Origin of the sequence: Nocardia miyunensis NBRC 108239 (genome assembly GCF_001613065.1) — a bacterium.
GTDB classification, from domain to species: Bacteria; Actinomycetota; Actinomycetes; order Mycobacteriales; family Mycobacteriaceae; genus Nocardia; species Nocardia miyunensis.
Genome location: NZ_BDBQ01000050.1, coordinates 1 through 21,851, shown reverse-complemented (window position 1 = coordinate 21,851; position 21,851 = coordinate 1). Strand labels below are relative to the sequence as shown.

Here is a 21,851-nt window from a genome sequence, read left to right as displayed (position 1 = left end):
TCTGCGGTCCGGCGCCGGGGAGGTGGACGCGGCCAAGCTGCGCCATCACGGCGATGTGGACGCGCGTCCCGGGATGCTCGACTTCGCGGTGAACGTGCAGGGGGACGGGCCGCCGCCGTGGTTGCGCGCGCGGCTGGCGGCGCGGTTGCGCGATCTGGGCAGGTATCCGGGTGAGGACGAGGATCTGGCGGCCCGGAAGATCGTCGCGGCGCGGCACGGCCGCACCCCGGACGAGGTGCTGTTGCTCGCGGGCGCGGCCGAGGGATTCGCGATGTTGCCGCGGCTGGCTCCGCGCCTGGCCGCGGTCATCCACCCCTCGTTCACCGAACCCGAGCTGGCATTGCGCGAGGCCGGGGTGGCGGTCACCCGGGTGGTGCTGGGCGAGCCCTACACACTCGATCCCGCGCTGGTGCCCGAGGACGCCGATCTGGTGGTGCTGGGCAATCCGACCAATCCGACCTCGGTGCTGCATCCGGCCGAGACCGTTCGCGCGCTGCGTCGTCCTGGCCGGGTGGTCGTGGTGGACGAGGCGTTCGCCGATGCGATCCCCGGTGAGCCGGAATCACTTGCGGCACAACCTTTCCCAGATGTCCTGATATTGCGCAGCCTCACCAAGACCTGGGCGCTGGCGGGCCTGCGCTGCGGATATTTCCTGGGACCTCCGGACCTCCTGGCGCGGCTGCGGCACGGTCGCGCGCACTGGCCGCTGGGCGCTCTGCAACTGGAAGCCATTGCGGCGACCGGTGATCCGGCCGCGGTCGCCGAATCGCAGGCGCGTGCGATACGCATCGGCGCGGAGCGCGCCGCGATGATTCCGCGACTGCGCGCTCTGGGCATCGAGGTCCACGAACCCGCCCACGGCCCGTTCCTGCTGATCCGCGTTCCTGACGCCGAGCTGCTCCGCAAACGTCTCGCCGGAGTGGGCGTCGCGGTCCGTCGGGGCGACACCTTCCCGGGGCTCGGACCAGGGCATCTGCGTCTGGCGGTCCGTTCCGCGGCCGAGGTGGACCGCTTGGTCGACGCCCTGCGCGAGGTCGGAATTCGACCGCCGCAGAGCGGGTGTCTCGTCCGGGCGACGATCACTACCTCGTCGTCCGGTCCGCGGCGGTGATCGGCGATCCGTCGGATGTGGTGCGTGCGTTGTGATACGAGGTGTGGACGGTCGTCGGGTTGCCGATCGGCCCGGCGCGGCGACAGCCGCGAGTCCCGTTCGGTGGATCGTGACGCGCGAACACCGGCGGGAAGGCGGCGGTCGGGATATATCTACGGTGCGGCACGGTCGGGTGAGTGCCGGCGGACGATCGGCGGGATGATCGCCAGTGGAGGAGGTTCGAGGGTGGCGCAGGTGAGTGAGCTCGTCGCGGTATTGGACGAGGCGTATCCGCCGCGGCTGGCCGAGTCGTGGGATTCGGTGGGGCTGGTGTGCGGGGACCCGGTGCAGGACGTGGCCCGGGTGCTGTTCGCAGTGGACGCCACCGAAGCGGTCGTGGACGAGGCGATCGCTTGGGGCGCACAGGCTTTGGTGGTGCACCATCCGCTGTTGCTGCGCGGGGTGGACACCGTGGCGGCGAGTACGCCGAAGGGCGCGCTGCTGCATCGGCTGATTCGGGCCGGGTGTGCGTTGTTCACCGCGCACACCAACGCCGATTCCGCCGCGCCGGGCGTCTCCGACGCGCTCGCGGACGCCTTGGGCCTGCGGGTGAGCGGTCCACTCGATCCCAAACCCACTGCGGCCCTGGACGAATGGACGGTCAACATCCCGCGCGGGCACTCCGCCGCGGTGCTCGACGCGCTGTTCGCGGCCGGCGCGGGCGAGTCGGGCAATTACCGCGAATGTTGTTGGCAGGTGCCGGGTATCGGGCAGTTCCGGCCGCTGGCGGGCGCGAATCCGGCGCTGGGCCGGATCGGTGAGCTGGAACAGGTGGCGGAGGACCGCATCGAGGTCGTCGCGCCGCCGTCCGCCCGTGCGGCGGTCCTCGCGGCGCTGCGCCACGCCCATCCGTACGAGGAGCCCGCCTATTTCGTCACCGAGCGGGCGGGCCTGCCCACCGGTCTGGGCTTGGGACGCGTCGGGGAGCTGCCGGAGCCGGAAACGTTGCGGGAGTTCACCGCTCGCGTCCGCGCCGCACTGCCCGCCACCGCCTGGGGGGTGCGCGCGGCGGGCGATCCCGAGCGACGCATCGCCTCGGTCGCGGTATGCGGCGGCGCGGGAGATTCCTTCCTGGCCAAGGTATCCCGTCTCGGCGTGGACGCCTACGTGACCGCCGACCTGCGCCATCACCCCGCCGACGAACATCTGCGCGCAGGCGGCCCCGCACTCGTCGACGCGGCACACTGGGCCACCGAATACCCCTGGTGCGCCCAGGCCGAGCGCGTCGTCCGCACCGCACTGCCCGACCTCGAAACCCGCGTCAGCGCCGTCCGCACCGACCCCTGGACCCTCGGCGCCGTCGAGGACTGAGTAACCGAGACTCCCGCGAGGTGCCTGCGAACACCTCGCGCTCGCGGATCTGCGCGCCGCGATGCCCGCGAGGGCCACCGGGTCGCACGCGTACGTGAGATACCTGCTGCCCGGCATCCTGCTGATGACGGTCGCCTCGGGCATCGCCTACACCGCGTTCCGGCTCTTCCCGGACAAGAGCAACGGCATCGTCGAGCGCCTGCAATCCATGCCGATCGCCCGCTCGGCGGTGCTGTGGGCGCACGTGCCGACCGCACTGGTCGCCGACGTGATCTCGCCGGCGGTGGTCGTGGCCGTCGCGCTGCTGATGGGATTCCGTTCCGGCGCAGGCGTTTCGGCGTGGCTCGCGGTGGCCGGCATCCTGATCCTGTTCACCCTGGCGCTGACCTGGATCGCGATCATCCCGGGCCGGCGAGCACCCCGGACGGGGCCAGCGTGTTCTCCTATCCGCTGATCTTCCTGCCGTTCCTCAGCTCGGCGTTCGTGCCCACCCACACGATGCCCGGACCGGTGCGCGCTTTCGCCGAACATCAGCCGGTTACCTCCATCGTCAACACGCTGCGCAATCTGTTCGCTCGGCAACCGGTCGGCACGGGTGTCTGGACCGCGCTGGCCTGGTGCGTCGGCATCCTCGTCGTCGCCTACTTCGGCGCGATGGCTGCCTATCGCCGCAAGATCTCCTGACGTGCCAGCGGCGGCCCCGATCCCGGGAGGGAGCGGGGCCGCCGCCGGGATTCGATCGCTGTCCGGTCGCCGCGGCCCCGCGAAACGGCGGGGTTGGGGTGTGCGTGGGCGGGCGCGGAGTACGGTTAGAACTTCGGCGTCGGCTCGTCCGGCGCGCTGTCGGATAGTTCCAGAGTGTCGAGGAGTACGTCCCGCGTTGAATGTCGAACCGACGATCCAGGCCAAGTTGCTCGACCTCGCCGCGGTCGATGCGGAGCTGACGCGCATCGCGCATCGGCGCAAGGTCCTGCCCGAGCAACAGGAAGTGGAGCGGCTCGAGGGTGAGCGCACCTCCCGTAAGGACGCCGCGGTGAAGGTCGAGATCCGGCTCGACGACCTCGATCGCGACATCCGCAAGCTGGAGACCGAGATCGACGGCGTCAGCAAACGCGAACAGCGCGATCGCGGCATGCTCGAGGGCGGTGCCGTCGGGGCCAAGCAGCTCTCGGAACTGCAGCACGAGCTGGGCAGCCTGGAACGTCGCCGCTCGGTGCTCGAGGACGATCTGCTCGAGGTGATGGAGCGGCGCGAGGCCGCGGTCGCCGATCACGAGCACACCGGGGCGAATCTGACCAAAGCCGAGGAGGAGCTCGCCGAGGCGCAGCGTCATCGGGACGAGGCGCTGGCCGATCTCGAGGTCGCCGCCCAGCGCTGCGCGGGCGACCGCGAGCAGTTGCGGGGCCAGTTCTCGGCGGAACTGCTGGCGGTGTACGACAAGCAGCGGGCCCTGCACGGTGTGGGCGCGGCGCTGCTGCAGGCTCGCCGGTGCGGCGCGTGCCGGATCGAGCTCGATCGCGGTGAGATCGCGCGCATCGCGAAGGCGGCCCCGGATGTGGTCGTCCGCTGCCCGGAGTGCGGCGCGATCATGGTGCGCACCAAGCAATCCGGGTTGTGAGGCGGCCGTGACCGACAGCGTGATCGTCGAGGCGGACGGCGGTTCGCGGGGCAATCCCGGACCGGCCGGATACGGTGCGGTGGTCTGGGATTCGGACCACACGCGGGTGCTCGCCGAGCGCAAGGAGTCGCTCGGGGTCACCACCAACAATGTGGCCGAATACCGCGGGCTGATCGCGGGTCTGTCGGCCGCGGCGGAGCTGGGCGCGCGCGAGGTCGCCGTCCGGATGGACTCCAAACTGGTCGTCGAGCAGATGACGGGTCGCTGGAAGGTCAAGCACGCGGCCATGATTCCGCTCAACGAGCGTGCGCGAGCGCTGGTCACACAATTCGATCGGGTCGATTTCACCTGGATTCCGCGCGCGCAGAATTCCCACGCCGACCGGCTCGCCAACGAAGCCATGGACGACGCTTCGCTGATCGATGAGGTTCGCGAGTCGCGGAATTCGGAAACCGCTGCGGCACAGCAGGATTCGGCAGCCGGGGTGGAGCGCACCCTGCCGAGTTGGATCGACGAGGTCGCCGATGCCCGTGCGGCACAGCAGAAGCCGGACCAGACCGCTCCCGGCTGGACCGGCGCGCGCGGGCGCCCGACCCGGCTGCTGCTGTTGCGGCACGGCCAGACCGAACTGTCGGTCGAACGGCGGTATTCGGGCCGCGGCAATCCGCCGCTCACCGATCTCGGTCGGGAGCAGGCCGCGCGGGCGGCGAAATACCTTGCGGCCAAAGGGGATATCGCCGCGATCGTGACCTCTCCGCTGGGTCGTGCGCGGGAGACCGCGGGTGCGGTCGGCGAGGCGTTGAACGCCCCGGTGCGGGTGCTGGACCGGCTCATCGAAACCGACTTCGGCGACTGGGAGGGGCTCACGTTCGCCGAAGCGGCGCAGGCCGATCCGGAGCTGCACGCGCGTTGGTTGGGCGACTCCACGGTGGCACCGCCGGGCGGTGAGAGCTTCGCCGCGGTGCGTGAGCGGATCGAGGCCGCGCGCGCGGATCTGGTGGGCCTGTATCCGGGAAGCAACGTCGTGGTGGTCAGTCACGTGACGCCGATCAAGACCCTGCTGCAACTGGCCCTCGGCGTCGGCCCGTCGCTGCTGTACCGCCTGCACCTGGATCTGGCGTCGCTGTCGATCGCCGAGTTCTACCCCGACGGCGGCTCCTCGGTTCGCCTGGTCAACGAGACGTCCTATCTCTGATCAGCCTCCCGACCCTGATCAGCACAGCCCGGCCAGCTTGTAGAGCACGAGCGAGCCCGCGACCGCCACATTGAGGCTGTGCCCGGTGCCGACCATCGGGATCTCCACGGCCACATCCAGGCGTTCGAGGCCCTCGGGCGGAATGCCCGAGCCCTCGTTTCCCAGGACGATCACGGTGCGTTTGCGCGCGACGGGCAGATCGGCCAGGCGGATCGATTCGTCGGTGAGCTCCACCCCGACGATCGACGATCCGCCGCGCCGCTGCCGGTCCAGCCAGCGGTCGGGGCGGCCGTCGACCCAATGCACACAGGTGCGGTGCCGCAGGGTGTTTCCGCGTTCGAGCGCCTCGGGAATCCACGGCCACCGCGGCACGGCCAGACATGCGCCGACCGCATCGCAGGTGCGCAGCAGGGTGCCCAGGTTGACGCCGTGCTTCGGCCACAGCGGGGCCACGACGAGGTGATTCCAGCAGGTGTGCGCACGGGTGCGGCGCTGGCGGCGGATCTCCGCGGGCGTACGGGCCCGCGCCGCGCTCATCGGCGAACGGGAAGAGCCTTCCCGTGCGGGACAACGGTATTCACACAAAACAGTGTCATCGAGACGGTGCTCGTCGGCGCACCGGGGCCATCGTCGGGGTGGATGACGTGCTCGTCCACCGGGATGGGATCGATTGTACGTGTGGCGCTGCCGAATTCGCGACGGCGAAGTTCAGCGCAGTGCCAGGGACATCTCGTATTCGGTGTCCGGCGCGTGCGCCCCGGTGTTGCGAGTAACTCCGGTCGGGGTGAAACCCATTCTGCGATAGAGCTTCTCGGCCGGTGTGTTGCCGTCGAGCACCCAGAGTCGCAGTTCGGCGTGTCCATCGGCCCGCGTCCATTCGGCGACCGCCTCGATCAGCTCACGCGAGACTCCGCTGCCGCGTGCCGCCGGTTCCACGAACATCGACACCAGGACCGGAACACCGTGCTCCCGGATGACGCCCACGCAACCGATCACCTCCGCACCCGACTCGGCCACGAACATGCTGCGGCGGGCGGACCACTGCCGCCACTGCTCGTCGTTCCAGCCCTGCGCCTCCTCCAGCAGGGTGGCGAAGGTGCCGGGCGTGGATCCGGCCAGGGCGGCCAGGCGCGCGGCGCGGATCGTCTGCCACTCCTGCGGGGGAACCTGTCGCACGGTCATCGGAAGATCATCCCTCGCGGCAGGGCCGCGGGCAATCGCATTACGCGGGCGACGGCGACCCGGTTGCGCGGCAAGCGGTTACGGGCGCAGCACCGAGACCAGGAAGTCGGTCTGGTCGTAGACGGCCTTCTCGAACCAGTCGTCGAAGTAGATGTCGAAGTGCCCGATCGGGTAACGCTTGACGATCGCGTGCTTGGTGCGCTCGGCGGCCTTGAGGGTCGGCTTGATCGGCGCGACCGAATCGTTGTCGCACAGCGAGTACAGCACCGGCACCTTGATCGCCTTGGTGCGCCGCCACGGGGAGTCGAACAGCACCTGGAGTCCGAAGCGCGCGGCCACCTTCGGCTGGTACTGCTCGCTCTCCTCGGCCAGGCGGCCGAAGCCCTCCGGCACGTCCGAGGCGCTCATCAGTGCCGCCGACCGTTTGCGTCCGGCCAGTCGCACCTTGACGGGCTTGCGCAGGATCGGGCCGAGCAGCAGGTCGGCCGTCGCGACGATGCCGGTCTTGGTGAGGCTGATCGGGCCCTTGGCCCTCGCCGAGGACCAGCCGCTGGTGAACGGGCACTGGGCGACCACCGCGGCGAGGTAATCGTCCTCGTGCGCGATCGACAGGACGTGTCCGCCGCCGAAAGAGCTGCCCCACAACGCGATTCGCGTCGCGTCGAAACCCTTGATGGTGCGTGCGTAGTGGATCGCGGAACGCCAGTCCTCACGTTGACGGCGAATGCTGATCAGCTGACGCGGCGTGCCGCCGCTCGCCCCGAAGTTGCGATAGTCGAAGACAAGGCATCCCATGCCGGCCGCGGTGAACCGGCGCGCGTACCGGTCGAGGCCCATTTCCCGATTCGCCCCCAGCCCGTGGCCCATGATGACCAGCGGGCGCGGTTTGGGTGGGCCATCGGGCCGGTAGAGCCACGCTGCACACTGTTCGTTTCCCGAAGGGAACCCCACCTCGACACGCTCCATGGCCGAATACGGTACTTGTTCCGGTTCGGGTCCGCTGCGCTGGATCCCCGGTCGTGACCGGAAATCTCATCGCCGGGTGTCCCGAGGGCCCCTCCGGCCGGACCGCCGAACTCCCCGTGCGGCATAATCTTTTCGGACGAGTCGGTCGGGCGACTGCGGCGACGGGAACGGGCACGTTTGTGCCGCCGCCCGGCGCCGAGGAAAGTCCGGACTCCACAGAGCAGGGCGGTTGTTAACGGCAACCCGGGGTGACCCGCGGGACAGTGCCACAGAGAACAGACCGCCGGCGCGCACAGCGCCGGTAAGGGTGAAACGGTGCGGTAAGAGCGCACCAGCGCCCCGGGTGACCGGGGCGGCTAGGTAAACCCCGCCCGGAGCAAGGTCGAAGGCCGCACTCGGAGAGTGCGGCTGCGCGGGTGTTCGAGGGCTGCTCGCCCGAGCCCGTGGGTGGACCGCTCGAGGTGCCCGGCAACGGTGCATCCAGATGGATGGTCGCCTCCCGGCGCGAGCCGGGAACAGGATCCGGCTTATAGACCGACTCGTCCCCCAACTTTTTTCGCCGGATTGGCGTCGGATTATCATCCGTTATATTCGACTATTTGTGCAGGTCAGATAGGGAATCTGACGTCCCGTGTCCCGAAGCGACTTGCGCGACTGAAACGCCATCCAACGCCCAGAACGACGGGACAACGACGGGACACGGGACACGGACGGGACAAAACCGGGACGCCTACACACCCGCCAACGTCGCGATGATCGTGACCAACGCACCCAGAATTTTCACGCCATCAGCCGCGCTCAGACCATGCAGAACCGACTCAACCGAACCCATCTACCTTCACCCCCAATCCTGTTCTCCGACACCAGACCTCTCACGACGACTTCGCCCCGTCCAACAGCGACAGAAGCTGATCCAGCTTGTTGCCCATCGCCGAGACCTTCGCCGCCGTCGCATCGGCCGTCGCGATCGCGTGCGCCACCCCGTCCACCAGCGACCGACTCGACCCGTCCGCGTTCTTGCCCAGTTGCTCCCAACCGGTCGGAGCCAGCGGGCCGCGCTGCGCCTCCGACTCCGGGCCTGCGGACTGGGCGATCTGGTCGGCCGCGTGCTTGTCCACCCAGGACAGCAGGTTGCCCGCGGTCTCGTTGCTCTGGCCGTCCGGCTTCGCGATCCGATGGCCCCACACGGCGGTCGCGATGTCTTCGGCGCTGGGCATGGTGTCGTCCTCTCCAGAAGTGTCCGGGACCGGTTGGCCCCCAGTAGCTTTCGCCAGCAGCACGTCATACGGGAATCCGCTGCCGGGGTCGGTGTGATTGGTCGCGTGCCAGGCGTCCACGGTGTCCTTGTGCCCGCCGACGCCGCGCACACCGGCGGCCATCTGCGCGCCGGTGATCTTCACCAGCGGGATGCCGTATCGGTCGTGCCAGTCCCGCAGCACTCGGGCTGCCGCGTCGAGCTGGGCGGGCCGGGACAACCAGTCCGCGCGAGACTGGCTCGCGTACCCCAGCAAGCACAGGTGCAGGCCGCGCTCGTTCGCGGGAGATCCGGCCGCCCACGGCACATAGTTGTCGTCATTCGACCGGCCGATCGTGCCGTCCCCACCGACCGCAACCGTGTACGACGCCTCCACCGCCGGATTAGCGAGGTACTGCAACAGGCCCGCGACCGATCCTGTAGGCGGCCCCTCGTTGGTGTGGATGACGATCAGCTGGCACTTGCTCGGATCGCGCGTGCCGCCGTCGTTCGGCGACAGGATCGTCACGTCCGCTTGGAACTCGCTCACAGGCCCGGACGGTAGATACCCAGGGTGCAAACACCCCGAAGCCATACACGCCACCACGGGTAATCAATCAGCCCTGCCCCGTGTCCGGCTGCCAGTCACGGCGAGACGAAACACATTGTCGCGCACCATGCGCGTCCGACCAGCACGGCTCGCCACATACACATGTAAGCGTGTATTGTTCGAGGCTGTTGAAAGGATGTGGACCATGATCCGCTACCTCGGCAAAACCGAAGTCGCCGAACGCATCGGGGTCAAACGAGACACCCTGAACCGATACAAGCTCCCGCCCGCAGACGCCATGATCGGCAAGACGCGCGGATGGCTCGAAAAGACCATCGATGACTGGAACGAGCGGCGGCCCGGCAGCGGGCAGCTCCCGCGCGGCGAGGAACGTTGGGACCTCCCGCCCGAATACCGGTAACCGGGATCTACCCGCCGCCTGCCATCTTCTCGAATGCGTCGAACCCGGCCATCTCGTCCTCCGCGTCGAACCCGGCCGGTGCCACGATCAGCTCCCCAGAGGCTTTGTCGATGGTGTCCGGCCGGTACATGTCCCGGTTGTACTGGTCCAGCTGCTCGCTGTCCATGTGCTCGGTCCACAGGACCTCCGCCACATCAAGGACAGCGTGCAGATCCGGCAGCATCCGCAGCGGATCGGCGATACCCGACAGGATCAACCGGCCGCGGATCATGCGCCAGTTACGCGCCGCGAACCCGGCTAGGCTCGCGACGGCCCGGTAGGGCGGGCCGAGCCTATCGTCGCGATCTTCTCCATCAGGTTGCCGAAATGCTCGATGGTGAACGGGTCGTCCGGGTCCATCATCTTCACCAACAGCTCACCGTACGACCGCTCGGAGATGTGACGCTGCACGAACAACGACACCATCTCCGTACGAATCTTGTCCGGCGTGTACTTCGAAACACCCATCGAAAACGCCTGCAACGCAGCCGCATTCGGCTTACGAACCTGGATCGTCCGCCCATGCAGTTCAACCGTTTCGTACGGCCACGGCGGAACCGGGTTGCCTTCCGAGTCGAGCACCGCCAGGCCGTCGTCATCCCGGTCGTACTCGCCCACCGGGATCGGGTTTCCCCGCCCGTCCAACTGCGGCACACCGGCCGCGGTGAGTTCGAACTCGGTGCCGTCCGGATCGATCACCGCAGGCGCAGCACGCGACGGGGCGGGCGCGTCGACCGGCGGATACGGCTCGGCGGGGTCGAACACCTCGGGGTGATGCGCGGCCTGGTCTTCGGTGAACCGGCGCTGCCGCACCAGTGCTTGGTCCCGCGCGAACTCGGCGCGTTCGCGCGCCAGCTGGTCGCGCTCGTGCTCGATGTCCGAGACCTGCCCGGCCAGATCCTCGCCGCCGTGCGGCGGTTCGACTGTGGTCATGATGTGCTCCGTCCCTCGTGGGCTGCCCTGGGTACAGGCACGCACCGTAGGGCGGCGGGGTGCACCTATGGCCGGAACGTCTCTGAGTTCGTATGTAGAGCCTTGTCCATGCCCATGCACTCCCACACCGGGGTAATGTCGACCACTTTGTTGTGTCGCCGATAGGTGCTACGGAACCGATGACCTGTCGGGGCTGTCCATTGCACGCTTGGCAACGGCCAGTGATCTGCCACCAGGCCGGAGTTCGTGGGCGTCGCTGTGTAGGTGTAGTCGGCACCGTCCCTGAGCACCGACTCTCCATCCTGTGGTTCAGATAGTTCGATCTGTCCGGATTGCAGCAGGACGGCATCACCCTTCGGAGACCTCACCCCTAGATTGCCGACCTGTAGACGGTAGATGTCGCCACCAGTCCGGTTTTCAACGGTGATCTTCCAGTTGGACACCTCCGTGCCCCTATAGCCCTGGAAGGTGATACGAACGCCTATCGCACGAACTCGCGCAAGGGTCATCGCGTTTCGATCAGCGCTGGCTCGCGTGACCACCGCGAGTGTGATGGCCACCGCAGCGGAGGCGAACGCACTCGCCCACGTCGCGACGTCCCCCCACTCCATCTTCATCCCGACGAGCAGATTCAGGCACAACAGGACGGCCAGCGCAGTCACGGCCGTACCGAAGATCATCCCTACGCGCCCCCGGAGGGATAGCTGCGAAAGGCGGGAGAGCCCACGAGCGATCCGATTTCTCATGCTGCTGCCCCTGCACAGCGACAACTTCTCGAACATGAATGATCAAGATACGGACCAGGAACCGCTATCAGGTGATTTGCGGCGTGCTGAACAGGTCGATCTGCACCGGTCCGACCTTGCCCACCCGATGCGTCGCCGGATCGCCCCACCCCGAGTACCAGTCCACGCCCCATGCAGAGGTCAGCCATGACACCTGCGCGCGGGCCTTCATCGTCTGCCCAGCAGGCAGCGCGACCAGGTCACCGATCGGGACGCTGTTCGTCGGCTGCCGATCCTCCAACTCGGCATACACAGCGATCGTCACACCAGCGTTCACCGCGGTGCCGAAATCCGGGTAGCCGCGTACTCGTGACTCCTCGGTCAATGTCGGGTCCGCCGGGGACGCACCGAACGACGTACCCCACTGATACCGGATGACCAGGTGCTTCATGCCGTCGATCGCGTACCGCACCGGGCCTTGCGTCATCAGCGCGTACACGTTCTGCGTGATCGGCGTGTTGTTCGTCCACTGCGCCTGCACCGTGAACAGGGTGGTGCCGGCCGAATTGTTGGCCGGGGTGAAGGTGGCCCCGCCGCCGAGCGCGGTGGCGCGGTGCTGGAACTGCCAGTGCCGTTTCGGGGAGATCGCGCCATCGATGACGTCGTAGGCGTTGGGGTCGATGCACGGGTTCGTCATGGTGTCACCTCCGGGATCCCCCACAGCTGCAACCGCACCCAGTACGCCCGGACGATCTGCAGAGCGTTGGTTGGTGCGCGCCAGGTGCCCGGTGTGGAGAACTGGGCTTGATAGCGGATGTGCGCGGTGTCGCCGGGCGCGACGGTGCCGAGGAGGTCGAATCGCACGCTGTCATCCCACGCCCGGAACAGCCTGGCGTAGGCGACCTGGTTCGACGCGAACGGCGTGCCTTGCAGCCGGGCACCGATACCGTTCTCTGACGCGTACGGGGTGGGTGCGTTGGGGGATAGGCCGATGTCCCACGAGATCGCGTCGTCGAGGGCGTAGGTGTTGGGGTTGGCCGCGGTGATGGTGCGCGGTGCCCGGTGGGTGTTGAGCCAGCACTCTTGCGCCGTGTCCAGGGTGTTCGTCCAGCTCATCTCGGCGTCGATGAACGCGACGGGGTCCGGCGCCTGGTCGACCGCGCCGTCCTTCGTGGAGGACACGAACCGCTCGGCGACGATCCTGGGGAACCAGCCGTCAGAGAGCCCGGTTCCCCTGGGGGAGGAGAACATCCATTCCGAGGTGCATATCGTGATGCTCACTGGACCTCCGTGTCACCGGTGGGGAACGCCCACAGCCGCAGTTTCACCCCGCGCGCCCACGCCTCATGCAGCGGCGTGTTCGCAGACGCGTTGTTGGACCAGGGCGGTGGCGTCCACACGTACGCCCGGTATTTGATGTTCAGCACGGAACCTGCTGGCAGCTCCCACCATTCCTCCGTGGAGCACGCGGGATAGTCCTGGTGGATCCGCCCGTAGTAGGGCTGGCTGGTGTTGTCGGTGCCGATGTCCACCCCGAGCGTGGTCAGCGAGTTGACGACGCTGTAGGTGTCCGGGGTGCGGGCGGCTTGGTCGATACCGGTGGTCCACGAGTCCCAGATCTGGATGGCGTTCGGGTTCGAGCAGATGATCGTGCGATACGAGCGGATCACCTGTAACCGCATCATCAGCGGCAACGGGGAATCCGATGTCCACGACATCGAGGCGTCGATCAGCAGTTTGCCCGGTATCGTGGTGAACCCGGCCCCGGTGATCGCGCCGTCAGCGGTCGACGCCACCGACGCCTGCAACACCATCCGGGGCGCGGACCACTTCTCCAACCCCAGTGTGCCGCTGGTGATTCGAAGGTTCCGATCCGTGCATACCTGCGGTGCCATCTCAGGTCCTTACGATGAGGGAAAGGGACATCGACGTCGGGACCGGTGTGGTGAAAACCGTTGCGGCACCGACATTGCGGGTCACACCAGTCGCGACCGCGACCAAGCTCACGTTGTCGCCCGCGTTGAGCCGGACTTGCCCGGCGCAGTTGGCTTCCATCCACGCATCACCGGACCCGTCGTTGATGCGGCCACCGATTTGCGGGTTGCCGTTGACCATGACCGCGCAGCTGAGCGTGGCGCGGCCGGAGTCGAAAAACGCGGTCGCGGTGAGGTTGTACACGCCGGATACCGGCACGATCACCGAGTCCAGGTTCCGTTTCCCGCCGGTCCAGTTGCCGCCGACCTCGATCGCTGTGCCGTCGAACATGATCGCGGCCCCGGAACTGGTGATGGACTGGTTCGCGGTCCGGGTCACCGTGCACGCGGGCGCGGTCGTGTCGGTGATGGTGTCCGGGTCGTTCTCCCCGCCCTCCGGCTTACGCGCCAGAATGACCGACCCGCCCTCCACGTGGGAGGCGATCAGGTTGCCGTCCGGCGACGTGGATATCACCCACTGGCCGACCCGCTGACTGGTCGGGTTTTCCACCGAGTTGATGCGCCGATCGGTGTCGCGCGCCCACTCCGCATCCGTCTTGGCCCGCCGTACCGGCTCCGCGGTTCCGCTCATTGCACCGTCCCTCCGGCCTTCTCGAGCTGAGTCGGGTTGTCCGGCGTGGACAGCGACAGCGCCACCTCGATACCGGTTGGCGACCCGGTCACGGTGACCTGGTCCAGGCGCAGGATCGTACGCAGATCCAGCGCAGACACCGTGATATTGATCCCCGGCACCAGCATGTCGAGCTCCACCGGTGCGTCCGGGGTGAGTGTGGCGTTCTGCGGCACCACCAGCTCGTCCCGGATTACCGCCGTACGTCCGACGTATTCGGCGGCGGCGCGCTGGATGTTCGACACCCCGAACAGATCATCGAGACTGACGATGGATTGCAGGTGCAGGCCCGCGAGTTCCTGCCGCTGCGTGTACGCGCCGTTCTTGCCCTGCACCCGAACGTCGTTCGCGGTCTTCGACCCGGACCGGTGGATTGTGGCACCGGTGGTCAGATCGCAGTCCGACAGCTCGGCGGCGATATCGGTCGGCTGGGTGCCCAGGATCGGCCGCCCCCGCACCACCGTCCACCGCAACCCGAGCTTCGCCAGGTCCGCCATGTCCTGTTGCACGTACCGCAGATCGGCGGTCACCGACACGTCGTAGCGGGCCGCTGATGCGAGGGCGGGCATCACGACCGGTTCGGCGTCGATCCTGTGGAATCGCAGCATGTCTCGCCACATGTCGGCCGCGATCGGGGCCACGTTGAGCTGATCCCATGCCTTCGTCGTTTGAGTGCGGGTGTGCCACATCAGCACCGACACATCCCGTGCGTCGACGGTCATCCCGGTCCGGTCGCGGGTGGCGTCCTGGATCGGCCCGAACCACTGCAACGACTGCCCATGCCAGCAAGACACCCAATGCACCCACGGCGTCACCAGGGTCGACAACTCCTGTAGCGGGGCCTGCACCTGGCACCGGCTGACCTCGTTCAACTCCCGCGACCAGGTGTAGCCGGTGGGGCACTCCAGCGCGCCGACCATCGAACCGTCAGCGATGGAGTGCACGGCGAACGCGGCCTGTTCGAGCTTCACGACTGCCGCCCCCGAACCTGGATCTGCACCGTGAAATCGATCCCTGGTTCGTGCTGGGCGACCAGCTCCCAGCATTGGCCCGCGTCGAGCACGGTCGGTGTCCACGGCGCACCGGACGGGGTGTGCACGATCCCGACCTGTCGCACCTGCTGACCGTCCACCAACCCATACGGCCGCCCGGCCACCGAATCAGCCACCACCGTCCCGCCAGCAGGCAGACCAGCCAGGGACACGAACCCGGTCCGATCACACATCGCTGTGCTGCCACACGGCCGGAACCAGAAATTCACCGACACCGGCTCCGCACCGGCCGTCACGGTCAGCGTGACGGTCTGGTCGCGGCACATCACCCCCGCCGCGCCCGGCACCGTCGCGACCCGGGTTTGCATCTGGCACACCGGAATACAGCCCGCACAGACCGGCGGCTGCACCGGCGACACATCCACCATATTCGGGATACAAGTCGCCGACGCTAAAACCGGTATCTCCGAACATGATTCGGGGTCCTCGCAGTCCGGTGGATGCGCCCACTGGATCTGTTCGGTGACGCTGGAGGCCCACGAAATTGTTTGGGAGACAACAGGACCGTACACGTACGGGTCCAGGACGCCCATCTCCCAATCGACCGTCTGCACCGCGCCCTGCCGGTTCTCCACGCCCCGGGTGCCGAACGAGGTATTCGTCCGCAGCTCGCGCGTGAGGACGACGCGGGACATGATGCGCCGCAACATCGCCGGGTCGGCGGCGGAGTCCTCCGGGTGCGCGGCAAGGTATTCCAGCGTCACACCCGACAGCGCCGTCGCGGCCCGCAGCTGGCACGCCAACCACTCGGCCCCGTAGGTCACCCCGGCGTTGGTGCAGCCCACCAGGATCGCCTCGAACGTGAGCCCCCTGGCCTTGTCGCGGTGCGGGCCGGTCACCCCGCCCGCACAGATCGCGTCATTGATGTTCCGGTCGACCGGAGCCGCACCGAATCCATCGGTTTTGGTCACCCAGATCCCCAGGAACTCGGCGGATTGAGGGATGGCAGGGTCGTACCAGGGTGCGTTCGTCAGGACGTACGGGTCATCGCCGAGGAACTCGGCCAGGCCGGGCCACGAATCGTCATACCGCACGTAGTCTCTCGGCCCGGCGCACCGGCACTGTGCGAGCGCTTCCTCCATCGAGGACGGCACACCCGGCCGGGCGGTAGCGACCAGCCGGGACGTGTTGGTCAGTTCCTCGCCCGCGAGGGCGAGCCAGCCACGGAACACCGGCTACTCCCCGCCGTCCACGAACGGCGAACCGGGCTCCACGGCACCGATCACGCCGAGCCACGGGCCGGGCTGGGGTTCGGTGTCGGCCGGTACCGCATCGTGATCCGACACCGTCCTTTGCCCCAGCTCCGCCAGAGATTGCGCATCCATCACGGTCTCCTCACAGCAACGCCAACAGATGGTTTTGCACCGCGGCCCCGGTGCCCGGTCCGCCGCCGACAACCTGGATCGGCGCGTTCACCGTCGTGTTCCGGTTCCCTCGCTGTCCCTGCTCGAGGGAGGCGACCATGCGGTCGAACAACTTGGTCTGCCCAGGGGACAGCACGCGTTCGGGTTCCACGATGTCCTTGGGCATGTAGCCCTTGCCGACTGCGATACCACCGGAATCGAACGAGTCGATAGCGGCAGCGGCCCCGACCGCCAGCCCGGACACCACCACAGCGGCCACACCCGCCAGGGCCGCGCCGACGACAGCGCCGATCGCCGCGCCGATCGCGGTACCGACACCGGGGATGATGGAACCGATCGCCGCGCCGATCGCGGTTACCACCAGCGTGATCATCGCCGACAGGATCGCGGTGATGATCGGGATCAAGATGCTGGTGATCAGGTACCGCAGAACGGATTTGACCAGGGCTTGGTTGATGCGGTTCTGCTCGGCCACCACCAGCTCCGCAGAGGATTGGTTGCGCTGCATCAGGTCTGCGGTGTCGGAGATGATCCGGCCCGTCGTATCGAACGACTTCGTTTGATCACCGCGCATTTTCTTGATCGCGTCGGTGGTGTTGATCAGGTTGTCCCGGATGTCGATCTCCACGCCGGTCAACCGAACAATCAGGTCGGCTACCTCTCCGCCGGAGATGTCCTTGCCCAGCTGGCCCTTCGAGTTCGAGACCGTCGAATTCTGTTGCGCAAGAGCAGCGTTCGCCACCTGCTGCGCGACCTGCTGAAACGCGCTGGTCGCGGCCTGGGCCACGGACTGCACAGCCTTGCTGATCTCGGCCGTCGCGTCGAATGCCGACCCTGGCGCACCGAACGGCGATGTCGCCCCCGCACCCGGGTTGTTCCCGCCCGGTGTGGTCGCGACTTGCCCGGACAGGTTGTTCACTGCTTGCGTGGTCTTGTTCGCCGCATCCGTGACGAGCCCGAACCCGCTGCCCAGCCAGTCCTTCACCACACCGAGGGACGCATCGAACGCGGACTGCATGATCGGGGTCAGCACGCCACCGGTTAGCCGGTTGGAGATGTCGGTGAGCACGGCGCGCAGCTGCTCGGTCTGCTGCTCGGTCACCGTCTCCTGGCTGGACTCGGTGCGCTGCACCAGATCCCGCGTATCGGCCACCATGCGGCCGGTCGTATCGATCGCGGCCTGCGTGCGCTGCTCCTGCGCCTGATCCTCCGGCGACTTGCGTGTGGGGACCTGCACACCCAGCAGTTGCGACAGCGTATCCACACCCTGCGAGAACACCGAGTTCGTCAACAGATCCGGCATGGTGCCGGTGCTGCCGCTGCCCGCGAGCTGCTGGAGGGACACCACCAGCGCATCGAACAACCGAGTCTGCTCCGGAGACAGCACGCGTTCGGGATCCACCACGTTCTTCGCCAGGAACCCGGTCCCGGTCGCGACACCACCAGAGTCGAACGGGTTCAGCGCATTCAGCACGTCCCCGCCGACCTCTTTTGCCTTGGACCACGCCGAAGGCAGCAGATCGGTCAGCCCGTCCGCCAGGCCGGACAGGTAGTGCACCGACCCGTCTTCGAACGTGGTCAGCATCTCGCCGGGGATCTTCCGGAACTCCGGCGGCGGCGGACCCACCTCGGTATCGATCCGCTTCCGGATCGGATCGAGCACCGCCGAGAACGCCTTGCGGATCTGGCTGTTCAGGAATCCGTGCTGATCGGAGGTGGACGGACCGACCGACCCGCCGCCGGTGCTGGGCTGGAAGAACCCGTTCGCGCCGATCGGCAACCCGTACAGGGACGCGAAATTCCCGACCGGGGTACCGGTCCCGTAGTGGACATTGCCCAGCGCTCCACCGGACTCCACGCGCGCCGCCGGGTAGCCGAGTTCGGGGATAGGGCGCAGCTCGCCCGCAGTGTGCCCGCCGCCGGGGCCGCCCGGGTCGTCGGTGATGCCGACGAGCATCCCGACACCATTAGTGAGGTTCTTCACCAACCCCTGCGCGCCGACCTGTGGGTAACCGGCGAAAGTGCTTGTGGACCAATACCGTTGCCACGGGTTCAGGCCGAGGATGGCCGCGATGATCGAGCCCTGGAACCCCGAGCAGTCGAACGAGTCGCCGGTGAACCGCGGCCCCGCCCACTGATACGCCTTCCCGCTCTGCGCCTTCGCGAAGTCGTGGCCCTTCTGCAACTGGAGCATCCACGGCAGCACCGCACCACCGTTCGCGAACCGCGGCTGCAACCGGTCGAACAGGCCCTCCGGCGAGACGTTGCCGATGCCCTTCGACGCCACGGCCGCCCCGTACGCGTCGAGGTTGTCCCGCCCCAGATCGGTGATGATCCGCCCGTTGTCCCAGGTGAACGGGATACCGCGCGCGATCATGTCGCGGATCGCGTAGAGGATGTTCTGCCCGCCGGCCGCGAGCACTTCGGCGGCCGTGACGACGTGCTCACCGGTGGACAGCCGCGCCAGGATGCTGTCGGAGGTGCCCGTCCCCGGCCCGTATACCGAACCGCCAGTTTTGAATCCGAGCGTGACGGGATCGAGTTCGCCGACGCCGGGCAGGAACTTCGCGACCGCGTTCCACGCCTTGCGGAGTCCGTCGTTCCAGACCGTGTTGACCAGGAACCGGACCGGGGTCGCGGCGGCGTCGCGCAGCCCGTCCCAGATTGTCTTGATGCCGTCGACGCCGTCCCGGAACCAGCCCTTGACCTTGTCGATTGCGCTGCCAATCGCCGGGAACACGGTCTGCGTCAGGAAGTCGGCTCCCTTGCTCAGGGCGTCGTTCATGGTCTTCCACTGGTCGACCAGCCACTGAATCGCCGGGATCACGATCTTCTGCAGGATGTCGAAGACGAACCGGGTGAAGGCCTCGATGATCTGGGTGACGATCGGGATCAGCACCTTCATGATGTCGATCACCGTGGGCATCACCTGGACCGCGAGATTCACCAGCTGGGGCAGCAGCGGCACCACGGCCAGCACGAGATTCGCGAACGCGCTGATCAACTGCGGCAGTAGCGGCGCGATCTGGGTGAGCGCGTTCGCCAGCGCCTGCCCGATCGTCTGCGCGACCTGGGCCAGGACAGGCGCGATCTGCTGCATCACCGGCGTCATCTGCTGCGCGAACTGCGCGATCACCGGCCCCAACGCGTTGAACACCGTCGTCAGCGCCGGGGCGAGGGCTTGCAGGACAGCGGAGAAGTTGTTGGCAATCAGCGGGATCAGCGGCGCCAGCGCGTTCACCAGCGAAGCGAAGGCTTGCGCGATTGGAGGCAGCGCGGGGGCGAGGGCCTGGATCGCGCCCGCCAGCGCGGTCCCGATCGTCGTCGCGATCTGCGACAACGGCCCGATCAACGGGGTGACGGCTTGTCCGATGACGGTCAGCAGGGTCGAGAGCACCGGCAGGATCGGGGTCAATCCCGTGGCCAGGGCCGAGATGAACGATGCCAGCGTGGGCATCAGCGCCGTCAGCGAGTTCGCGAACACCGCGCCGAGCTGCCCCAACGCAGGCGCGATCGCGACCAGGGCCGCGCCGAGCTGAGTGAACAACGGCTGCAAGGTCGGCAGGACGTCGCTGCCGATGGTGATCAGCGCCGTTACCAGGCCGCCCAGCAGCGGCCCCACACCCTGCAACGCCTGAGTGAGCCCGGTGAACAGGCTCGATAGTGCCCCGGTCCGGGACGCGATCGAGAACGCCTGCCCGATCGAGTCACCGATCCCAGCGAACGCCTTGCCCATCCCCTCCAGCGCAGGCTCGGCCGTGTGGACCAGATCCAACATCCCCTGCGTGGCATCGCCTGTGCCGGAACGCAATCCGTGCAGCAGGTTCGTCGCGCCCGCGAACACCGATTGCAGCCCGGACAGTCCTTGCGCGGTACCCAGGAAGTTCAGGAAACTCGATGCCGCGCCGTTGATCTCGCCCGCGACACCGGCCATCCCGGTCTTCAGCACCGGAATCACCCGCGTGGACACGTCGGTCAGTTCCGTGCCCAGGTTCGCGAACGTGGCGTCCTGGACAGCCTTTCCGGCGTCGGTCAGCGCCGGTTTGATCCCCAGGGCCGCGGTGACGAACCCTTGGGCGTTCGGGGACAGCTTGCCCATCGCCTCCGCGAACTTCTCCGCGCTGGGCGTGGCCTGATTCTGGGCGTCAGAGACGGCCTGCGCGGCTTTCGCGACATCGGCAGCAGCCTTGGCGGCGGTGCGCTGGGCGTCGGTTACCCGGTCCTCGGCGGCCTGCTGGCGGTCCTTCGCCGACACCACTGCGTCCGAGCCTTCGATGCCCTTGGCCTGGGCGGTAGTCGCGTCCTCGGTGGCCCGCTTGTTGGACTCGACAGCCTGGTCGTAGTTCAGCTGTGCTCGTTCGAGCCGGACCAGGGCCTGTTCGTGCGCGGACGGGTCGAAAACGGTGTCGTTGGCCTCCTTGGTGGCCTCGCGCAAGTCGATGGCCGCCTCTTTCTGGGAGATCGTCGCTCCCCGCGCCCGCAACTGGGCGTCCTCGAGATCACGTCCAGCCTGCTTATAGGCGTCACCGACCGCCTTCGCCGCGACCGTGGCATCCTTCTGAGCCGACGCCAGCGACCGTTGCGCCGACTGCACGGAGTCAGCCGCATTCGCCAACTGATCCTGTGCTGCCGCAACAGCTTTCGTCTGGGCCGCCGCTTCCTTCGGCCCGTTGTCCGACAACGTGGACGCGGCCTTGAACGCATCCGCCAGACCGTGCAGCCCCACCACAGCGGTCGCGGCGATAGCACCGGCCGCCGGACCGACCGCCGCCAGAGCACCGACCAAACCGCCCACGAGACCGGCCGCCGCGCTGGCCGCGCCACCGATTCCGGCCACGGCGGCAGTGACCAGACCGAGCTTGCCCGCAGTCGCAGCAACGGACCCGATGGATCCGGAGAGCTTGGAGAACGACATCCCGGCGCTGTCAGCGCTGCGTGCGAGCCGTTCGACACTGGAGGTCGAGCTGCTGTCGACATTCGGCGTCGTTATACCGGTGCGGTCCGTCTGAACCCGCACCTGCTGGACGATCGGACGGGCCTCGCGCTGCAACTCCTCTCGCAGCGCCCGCAACTCCTCCGGAGTGCCCGCACGGTCGAGATTCACCCGGACATTGATCTCTTGCGTGATCGGTTTCGCTTCGCGTTCGAGCTGTTCCCGCAGCGTGCGCATGTGAGCGGTGGCCGCGTCGGCGTCCAGATCCACGTTGATGCCGATGTTCAACGGCTGTGCGTCCAAACGGATTTGGACGTTCCGCATGGCCGCGATGACGACGCGGGTCAGCTCGGCGTCGAACCCGCGGCCGTCAGCAGTGATCGGGATGCGGATTCCGCTGGGCGCTGTCACCCGCGCACGGTCGCAAAACGGGGTGCATCACCTTTTTAGGTTCCACCGGCATCCGTGTTTCGCACACGAAGGTGATGACGAGCGTGGATGGGCGGGTCTATAGGTGGGCTATGGGTGGGTATGGGAGTTGGTGGGTCGGCGTAGGAATCCATGGGGGTGGGCG

At 67.6% G+C, this 21,851-nt stretch carries 19 protein-coding genes, 1 other RNA gene and 2 pseudogenes; 7 read left to right on the top strand and 15 right to left on the bottom strand.

All coding sequences use genetic code 11. The annotated features are described in order from the left end of the window. The first annotated feature begins 1 nt into the window (after position 1). From cobC to NM2_RS21900, 5 genes and pseudogenes are all read left to right on the top strand, one after another. Positions 2–1,111, top strand: coding sequence for an Rv2231c family histidinol phosphate aminotransferase CobC (gene cobC / locus NM2_RS21925; RefSeq protein ID WP_084531418.1), 1,110 nt, complete (start codon positions 2–4; stop codon positions 1,109–1,111). 198 nt (positions 1,112–1,309) lie between these two features. Next, positions 1,310–2,461: a Nif3-like dinuclear metal center hexameric protein gene (locus NM2_RS21915; RefSeq protein ID WP_067671927.1), complete on the top strand. Its 1,152-nt coding sequence runs from the start codon at positions 1,310–1,312 to the stop codon at positions 2,459–2,461. Positions 2,462–2,537: 76 nt separating this feature from the next. Then, positions 2,538–3,145: pseudogene (locus NM2_RS21910) on the top strand (ABC transporter permease); the annotation flags it as partial. A gap of 196 nt (positions 3,146–3,341) precedes the next feature. After that, positions 3,342–4,079, top strand: a complete 738-nt coding sequence (locus NM2_RS21905) for a zinc ribbon domain-containing protein (RefSeq protein WP_067671924.1) — start codon at positions 3,342–3,344, stop codon at positions 4,077–4,079. 7 nt (positions 4,080–4,086) lie between these two features. Further along, a complete protein-coding gene (locus tag NM2_RS21900) occupies positions 4,087–5,274 on the top strand; it encodes a bifunctional RNase H/acid phosphatase (protein ID WP_067671921.1) in 1,188 nt (395 codons plus the stop codon). Between the two features lie 18 nt (positions 5,275–5,292). Here the strand turns inward: NM2_RS21900 and NM2_RS21895 are convergent, their stop codons facing one another. The 3 genes from NM2_RS21895 to NM2_RS21885 form a co-directional block, all read right to left on the bottom strand. Further along, positions 5,293–5,811, bottom strand: a complete 519-nt coding sequence (locus tag NM2_RS21895) for a TrmH family RNA methyltransferase (RefSeq protein ID WP_067671918.1) — start codon at positions 5,809–5,811, stop codon at positions 5,293–5,295. Between the two features lie 171 nt (positions 5,812–5,982). After that, the gene (locus tag NM2_RS21890; RefSeq protein WP_067671915.1) at positions 5,983–6,456 is read right to left on the bottom strand and encodes a GNAT family N-acetyltransferase; all 474 of its coding nucleotides are present in this window, start codon (positions 6,454–6,456) and stop codon (positions 5,983–5,985) included. A gap of 78 nt (positions 6,457–6,534) precedes the next feature. Continuing rightward, positions 6,535–7,422: an alpha/beta hydrolase gene (locus tag NM2_RS21885; RefSeq protein ID WP_067671910.1), complete on the bottom strand. Its 888-nt coding sequence runs from the start codon at positions 7,420–7,422 to the stop codon at positions 6,535–6,537. Positions 7,423–7,559: 137 nt separating this feature from the next. On the opposite strand from NM2_RS21885, the gene rnpB reads away from it, so the two are divergent. Further along, positions 7,560–7,968, top strand: an RNA gene (gene rnpB / locus NM2_RS21880) — RNase P RNA component class A. A gap of 326 nt (positions 7,969–8,294) precedes the next feature. Here rnpB and NM2_RS50945 read toward each other — a convergent pair. Further along, positions 8,295–9,206, bottom strand: a complete 912-nt coding sequence (locus tag NM2_RS50945; protein WP_245718152.1) for a peptidoglycan recognition protein family protein — start codon at positions 9,204–9,206, stop codon at positions 8,295–8,297. A 205-nt stretch (positions 9,207–9,411) separates the two neighbouring features. On the opposite strand from NM2_RS50945, the gene NM2_RS21870 reads away from it, so the two are divergent. Further along, positions 9,412–9,627 (top strand): helix-turn-helix transcriptional regulator, encoded by a 216-nt coding sequence (locus tag NM2_RS21870; RefSeq protein ID WP_067672058.1) that lies wholly within the window; start codon positions 9,412–9,414, stop codon positions 9,625–9,627. 7 nt (positions 9,628–9,634) lie between these two features. Here NM2_RS21870 and NM2_RS21865 read toward each other — a convergent pair. From NM2_RS21865 to NM2_RS21820, 11 genes and pseudogenes are all read right to left on the bottom strand, one after another. Further along, a pseudogene (locus tag NM2_RS21865) lies at positions 9,635–9,904 on the bottom strand (DUF7240 domain-containing protein); the annotation flags it as partial. 20 nt (positions 9,905–9,924) lie between these two features. After that, the gene (locus NM2_RS21860; RefSeq protein WP_067671904.1) at positions 9,925–10,599 is read right to left on the bottom strand and encodes a hypothetical protein; all 675 of its coding nucleotides are present in this window, start codon (positions 10,597–10,599) and stop codon (positions 9,925–9,927) included. 65 nt (positions 10,600–10,664) lie between these two features. Continuing rightward, entirely contained in the window at positions 10,665–11,261 is a 597-nt protein-coding gene (locus tag NM2_RS21855; RefSeq protein ID WP_157121236.1) for a hypothetical protein, read from the bottom strand. A gap of 151 nt (positions 11,262–11,412) precedes the next feature. Continuing rightward, complete coding sequence (locus NM2_RS21850) at positions 11,413–12,021, bottom strand: DUF7172 family protein (RefSeq protein ID WP_067671898.1); 609 nt, start codon at positions 12,019–12,021, stop codon at positions 11,413–11,415. Further along, positions 12,018–12,605 (bottom strand): DUF7172 family protein, encoded by a 588-nt coding sequence (locus NM2_RS21845; protein ID WP_084531407.1) that lies wholly within the window; start codon positions 12,603–12,605, stop codon positions 12,018–12,020. Before NM2_RS21845 ends, NM2_RS21850 begins: the two co-directional genes overlap by 4 nt. Beyond that, positions 12,602–13,219 (bottom strand): DUF7172 family protein, encoded by a 618-nt coding sequence (locus tag NM2_RS21840; RefSeq protein ID WP_067671895.1) that lies wholly within the window; start codon positions 13,217–13,219, stop codon positions 12,602–12,604. The genes NM2_RS21845 and NM2_RS21840 overlap by 4 nt, the downstream gene beginning before the upstream one ends. 1 nt (position 13,220) lies before the next feature. Beyond that, positions 13,221–13,889: a hypothetical protein gene (locus NM2_RS21835; protein WP_067671892.1), complete on the bottom strand. Its 669-nt coding sequence runs from the start codon at positions 13,887–13,889 to the stop codon at positions 13,221–13,223. Further along, entirely contained in the window at positions 13,886–14,899 is a 1,014-nt protein-coding gene (locus NM2_RS21830) for a hypothetical protein (protein WP_084531406.1), read from the bottom strand. The genes NM2_RS21835 and NM2_RS21830 overlap by 4 nt, the downstream gene beginning before the upstream one ends. Next, the gene (locus NM2_RS21825; RefSeq protein ID WP_067671889.1) at positions 14,896–16,152 is read right to left on the bottom strand and encodes a hypothetical protein; all 1,257 of its coding nucleotides are present in this window, start codon (positions 16,150–16,152) and stop codon (positions 14,896–14,898) included. Before NM2_RS21825 ends, NM2_RS21830 begins: the two co-directional genes overlap by 4 nt. 3 nt (positions 16,153–16,155) lie before the next feature. Beyond that, the gene (locus tag NM2_RS49225) at positions 16,156–16,305 is read right to left on the bottom strand and encodes a hypothetical protein (protein ID WP_157121235.1); all 150 of its coding nucleotides are present in this window, start codon (positions 16,303–16,305) and stop codon (positions 16,156–16,158) included. 10 nt (positions 16,306–16,315) lie between these two features. Continuing rightward, positions 16,316–21,688, bottom strand: a complete 5,373-nt coding sequence (locus tag NM2_RS21820; RefSeq protein ID WP_067671886.1) for a phage tail family protein — start codon at positions 21,686–21,688, stop codon at positions 16,316–16,318. Positions 21,689–21,851: the final 163 nt, after the last annotated feature.

Bases quoted from the DNA above. Each gene is read 5' to 3' on its own strand.
- NM2_RS21915 (WP_067671927.1), top strand. From the start codon at position 1,310: ATGATCGCCAGTGGAGGAGGTTCGAGGGTGGCGCAGGTGAGTGAGCTC.
- NM2_RS21895 (WP_067671918.1), bottom strand. From the start codon at position 5,811: ATGAGCGCGGCGCGGGCCCGTACGCCCGCGGAGATCCGCCGCCAGCGC.
- NM2_RS21890 (WP_067671915.1), bottom strand. From the start codon at position 6,456: ATGACCGTGCGACAGGTTCCCCCGCAGGAGTGGCAGACGATCCGCGCC.
- NM2_RS21885 (WP_067671910.1), bottom strand. From the start codon at position 7,422: ATGGAGCGTGTCGAGGTGGGGTTCCCTTCGGGAAACGAACAGTGTGCA.
- NM2_RS21870 (WP_067672058.1), top strand. From the start codon at position 9,412: ATGATCCGCTACCTCGGCAAAACCGAAGTCGCCGAACGCATCGGGGTC.
- NM2_RS21860 (WP_067671904.1), bottom strand. From the start codon at position 10,599: ATGACCACAGTCGAACCGCCGCACGGCGGCGAGGATCTGGCCGGGCAG.
- NM2_RS21850 (WP_067671898.1), bottom strand. From the start codon at position 12,021: ATGACGAACCCGTGCATCGACCCCAACGCCTACGACGTCATCGATGGC.
- NM2_RS21840 (WP_067671895.1), bottom strand. From the start codon at position 13,219: ATGGCACCGCAGGTATGCACGGATCGGAACCTTCGAATCACCAGCGGC.
- NM2_RS21835 (WP_067671892.1), bottom strand. From the start codon at position 13,889: ATGAGCGGAACCGCGGAGCCGGTACGGCGGGCCAAGACGGATGCGGAG.
- NM2_RS49225 (WP_157121235.1), bottom strand. From the start codon at position 16,305: ATGGATGCGCAATCTCTGGCGGAGCTGGGGCAAAGGACGGTGTCGGAT.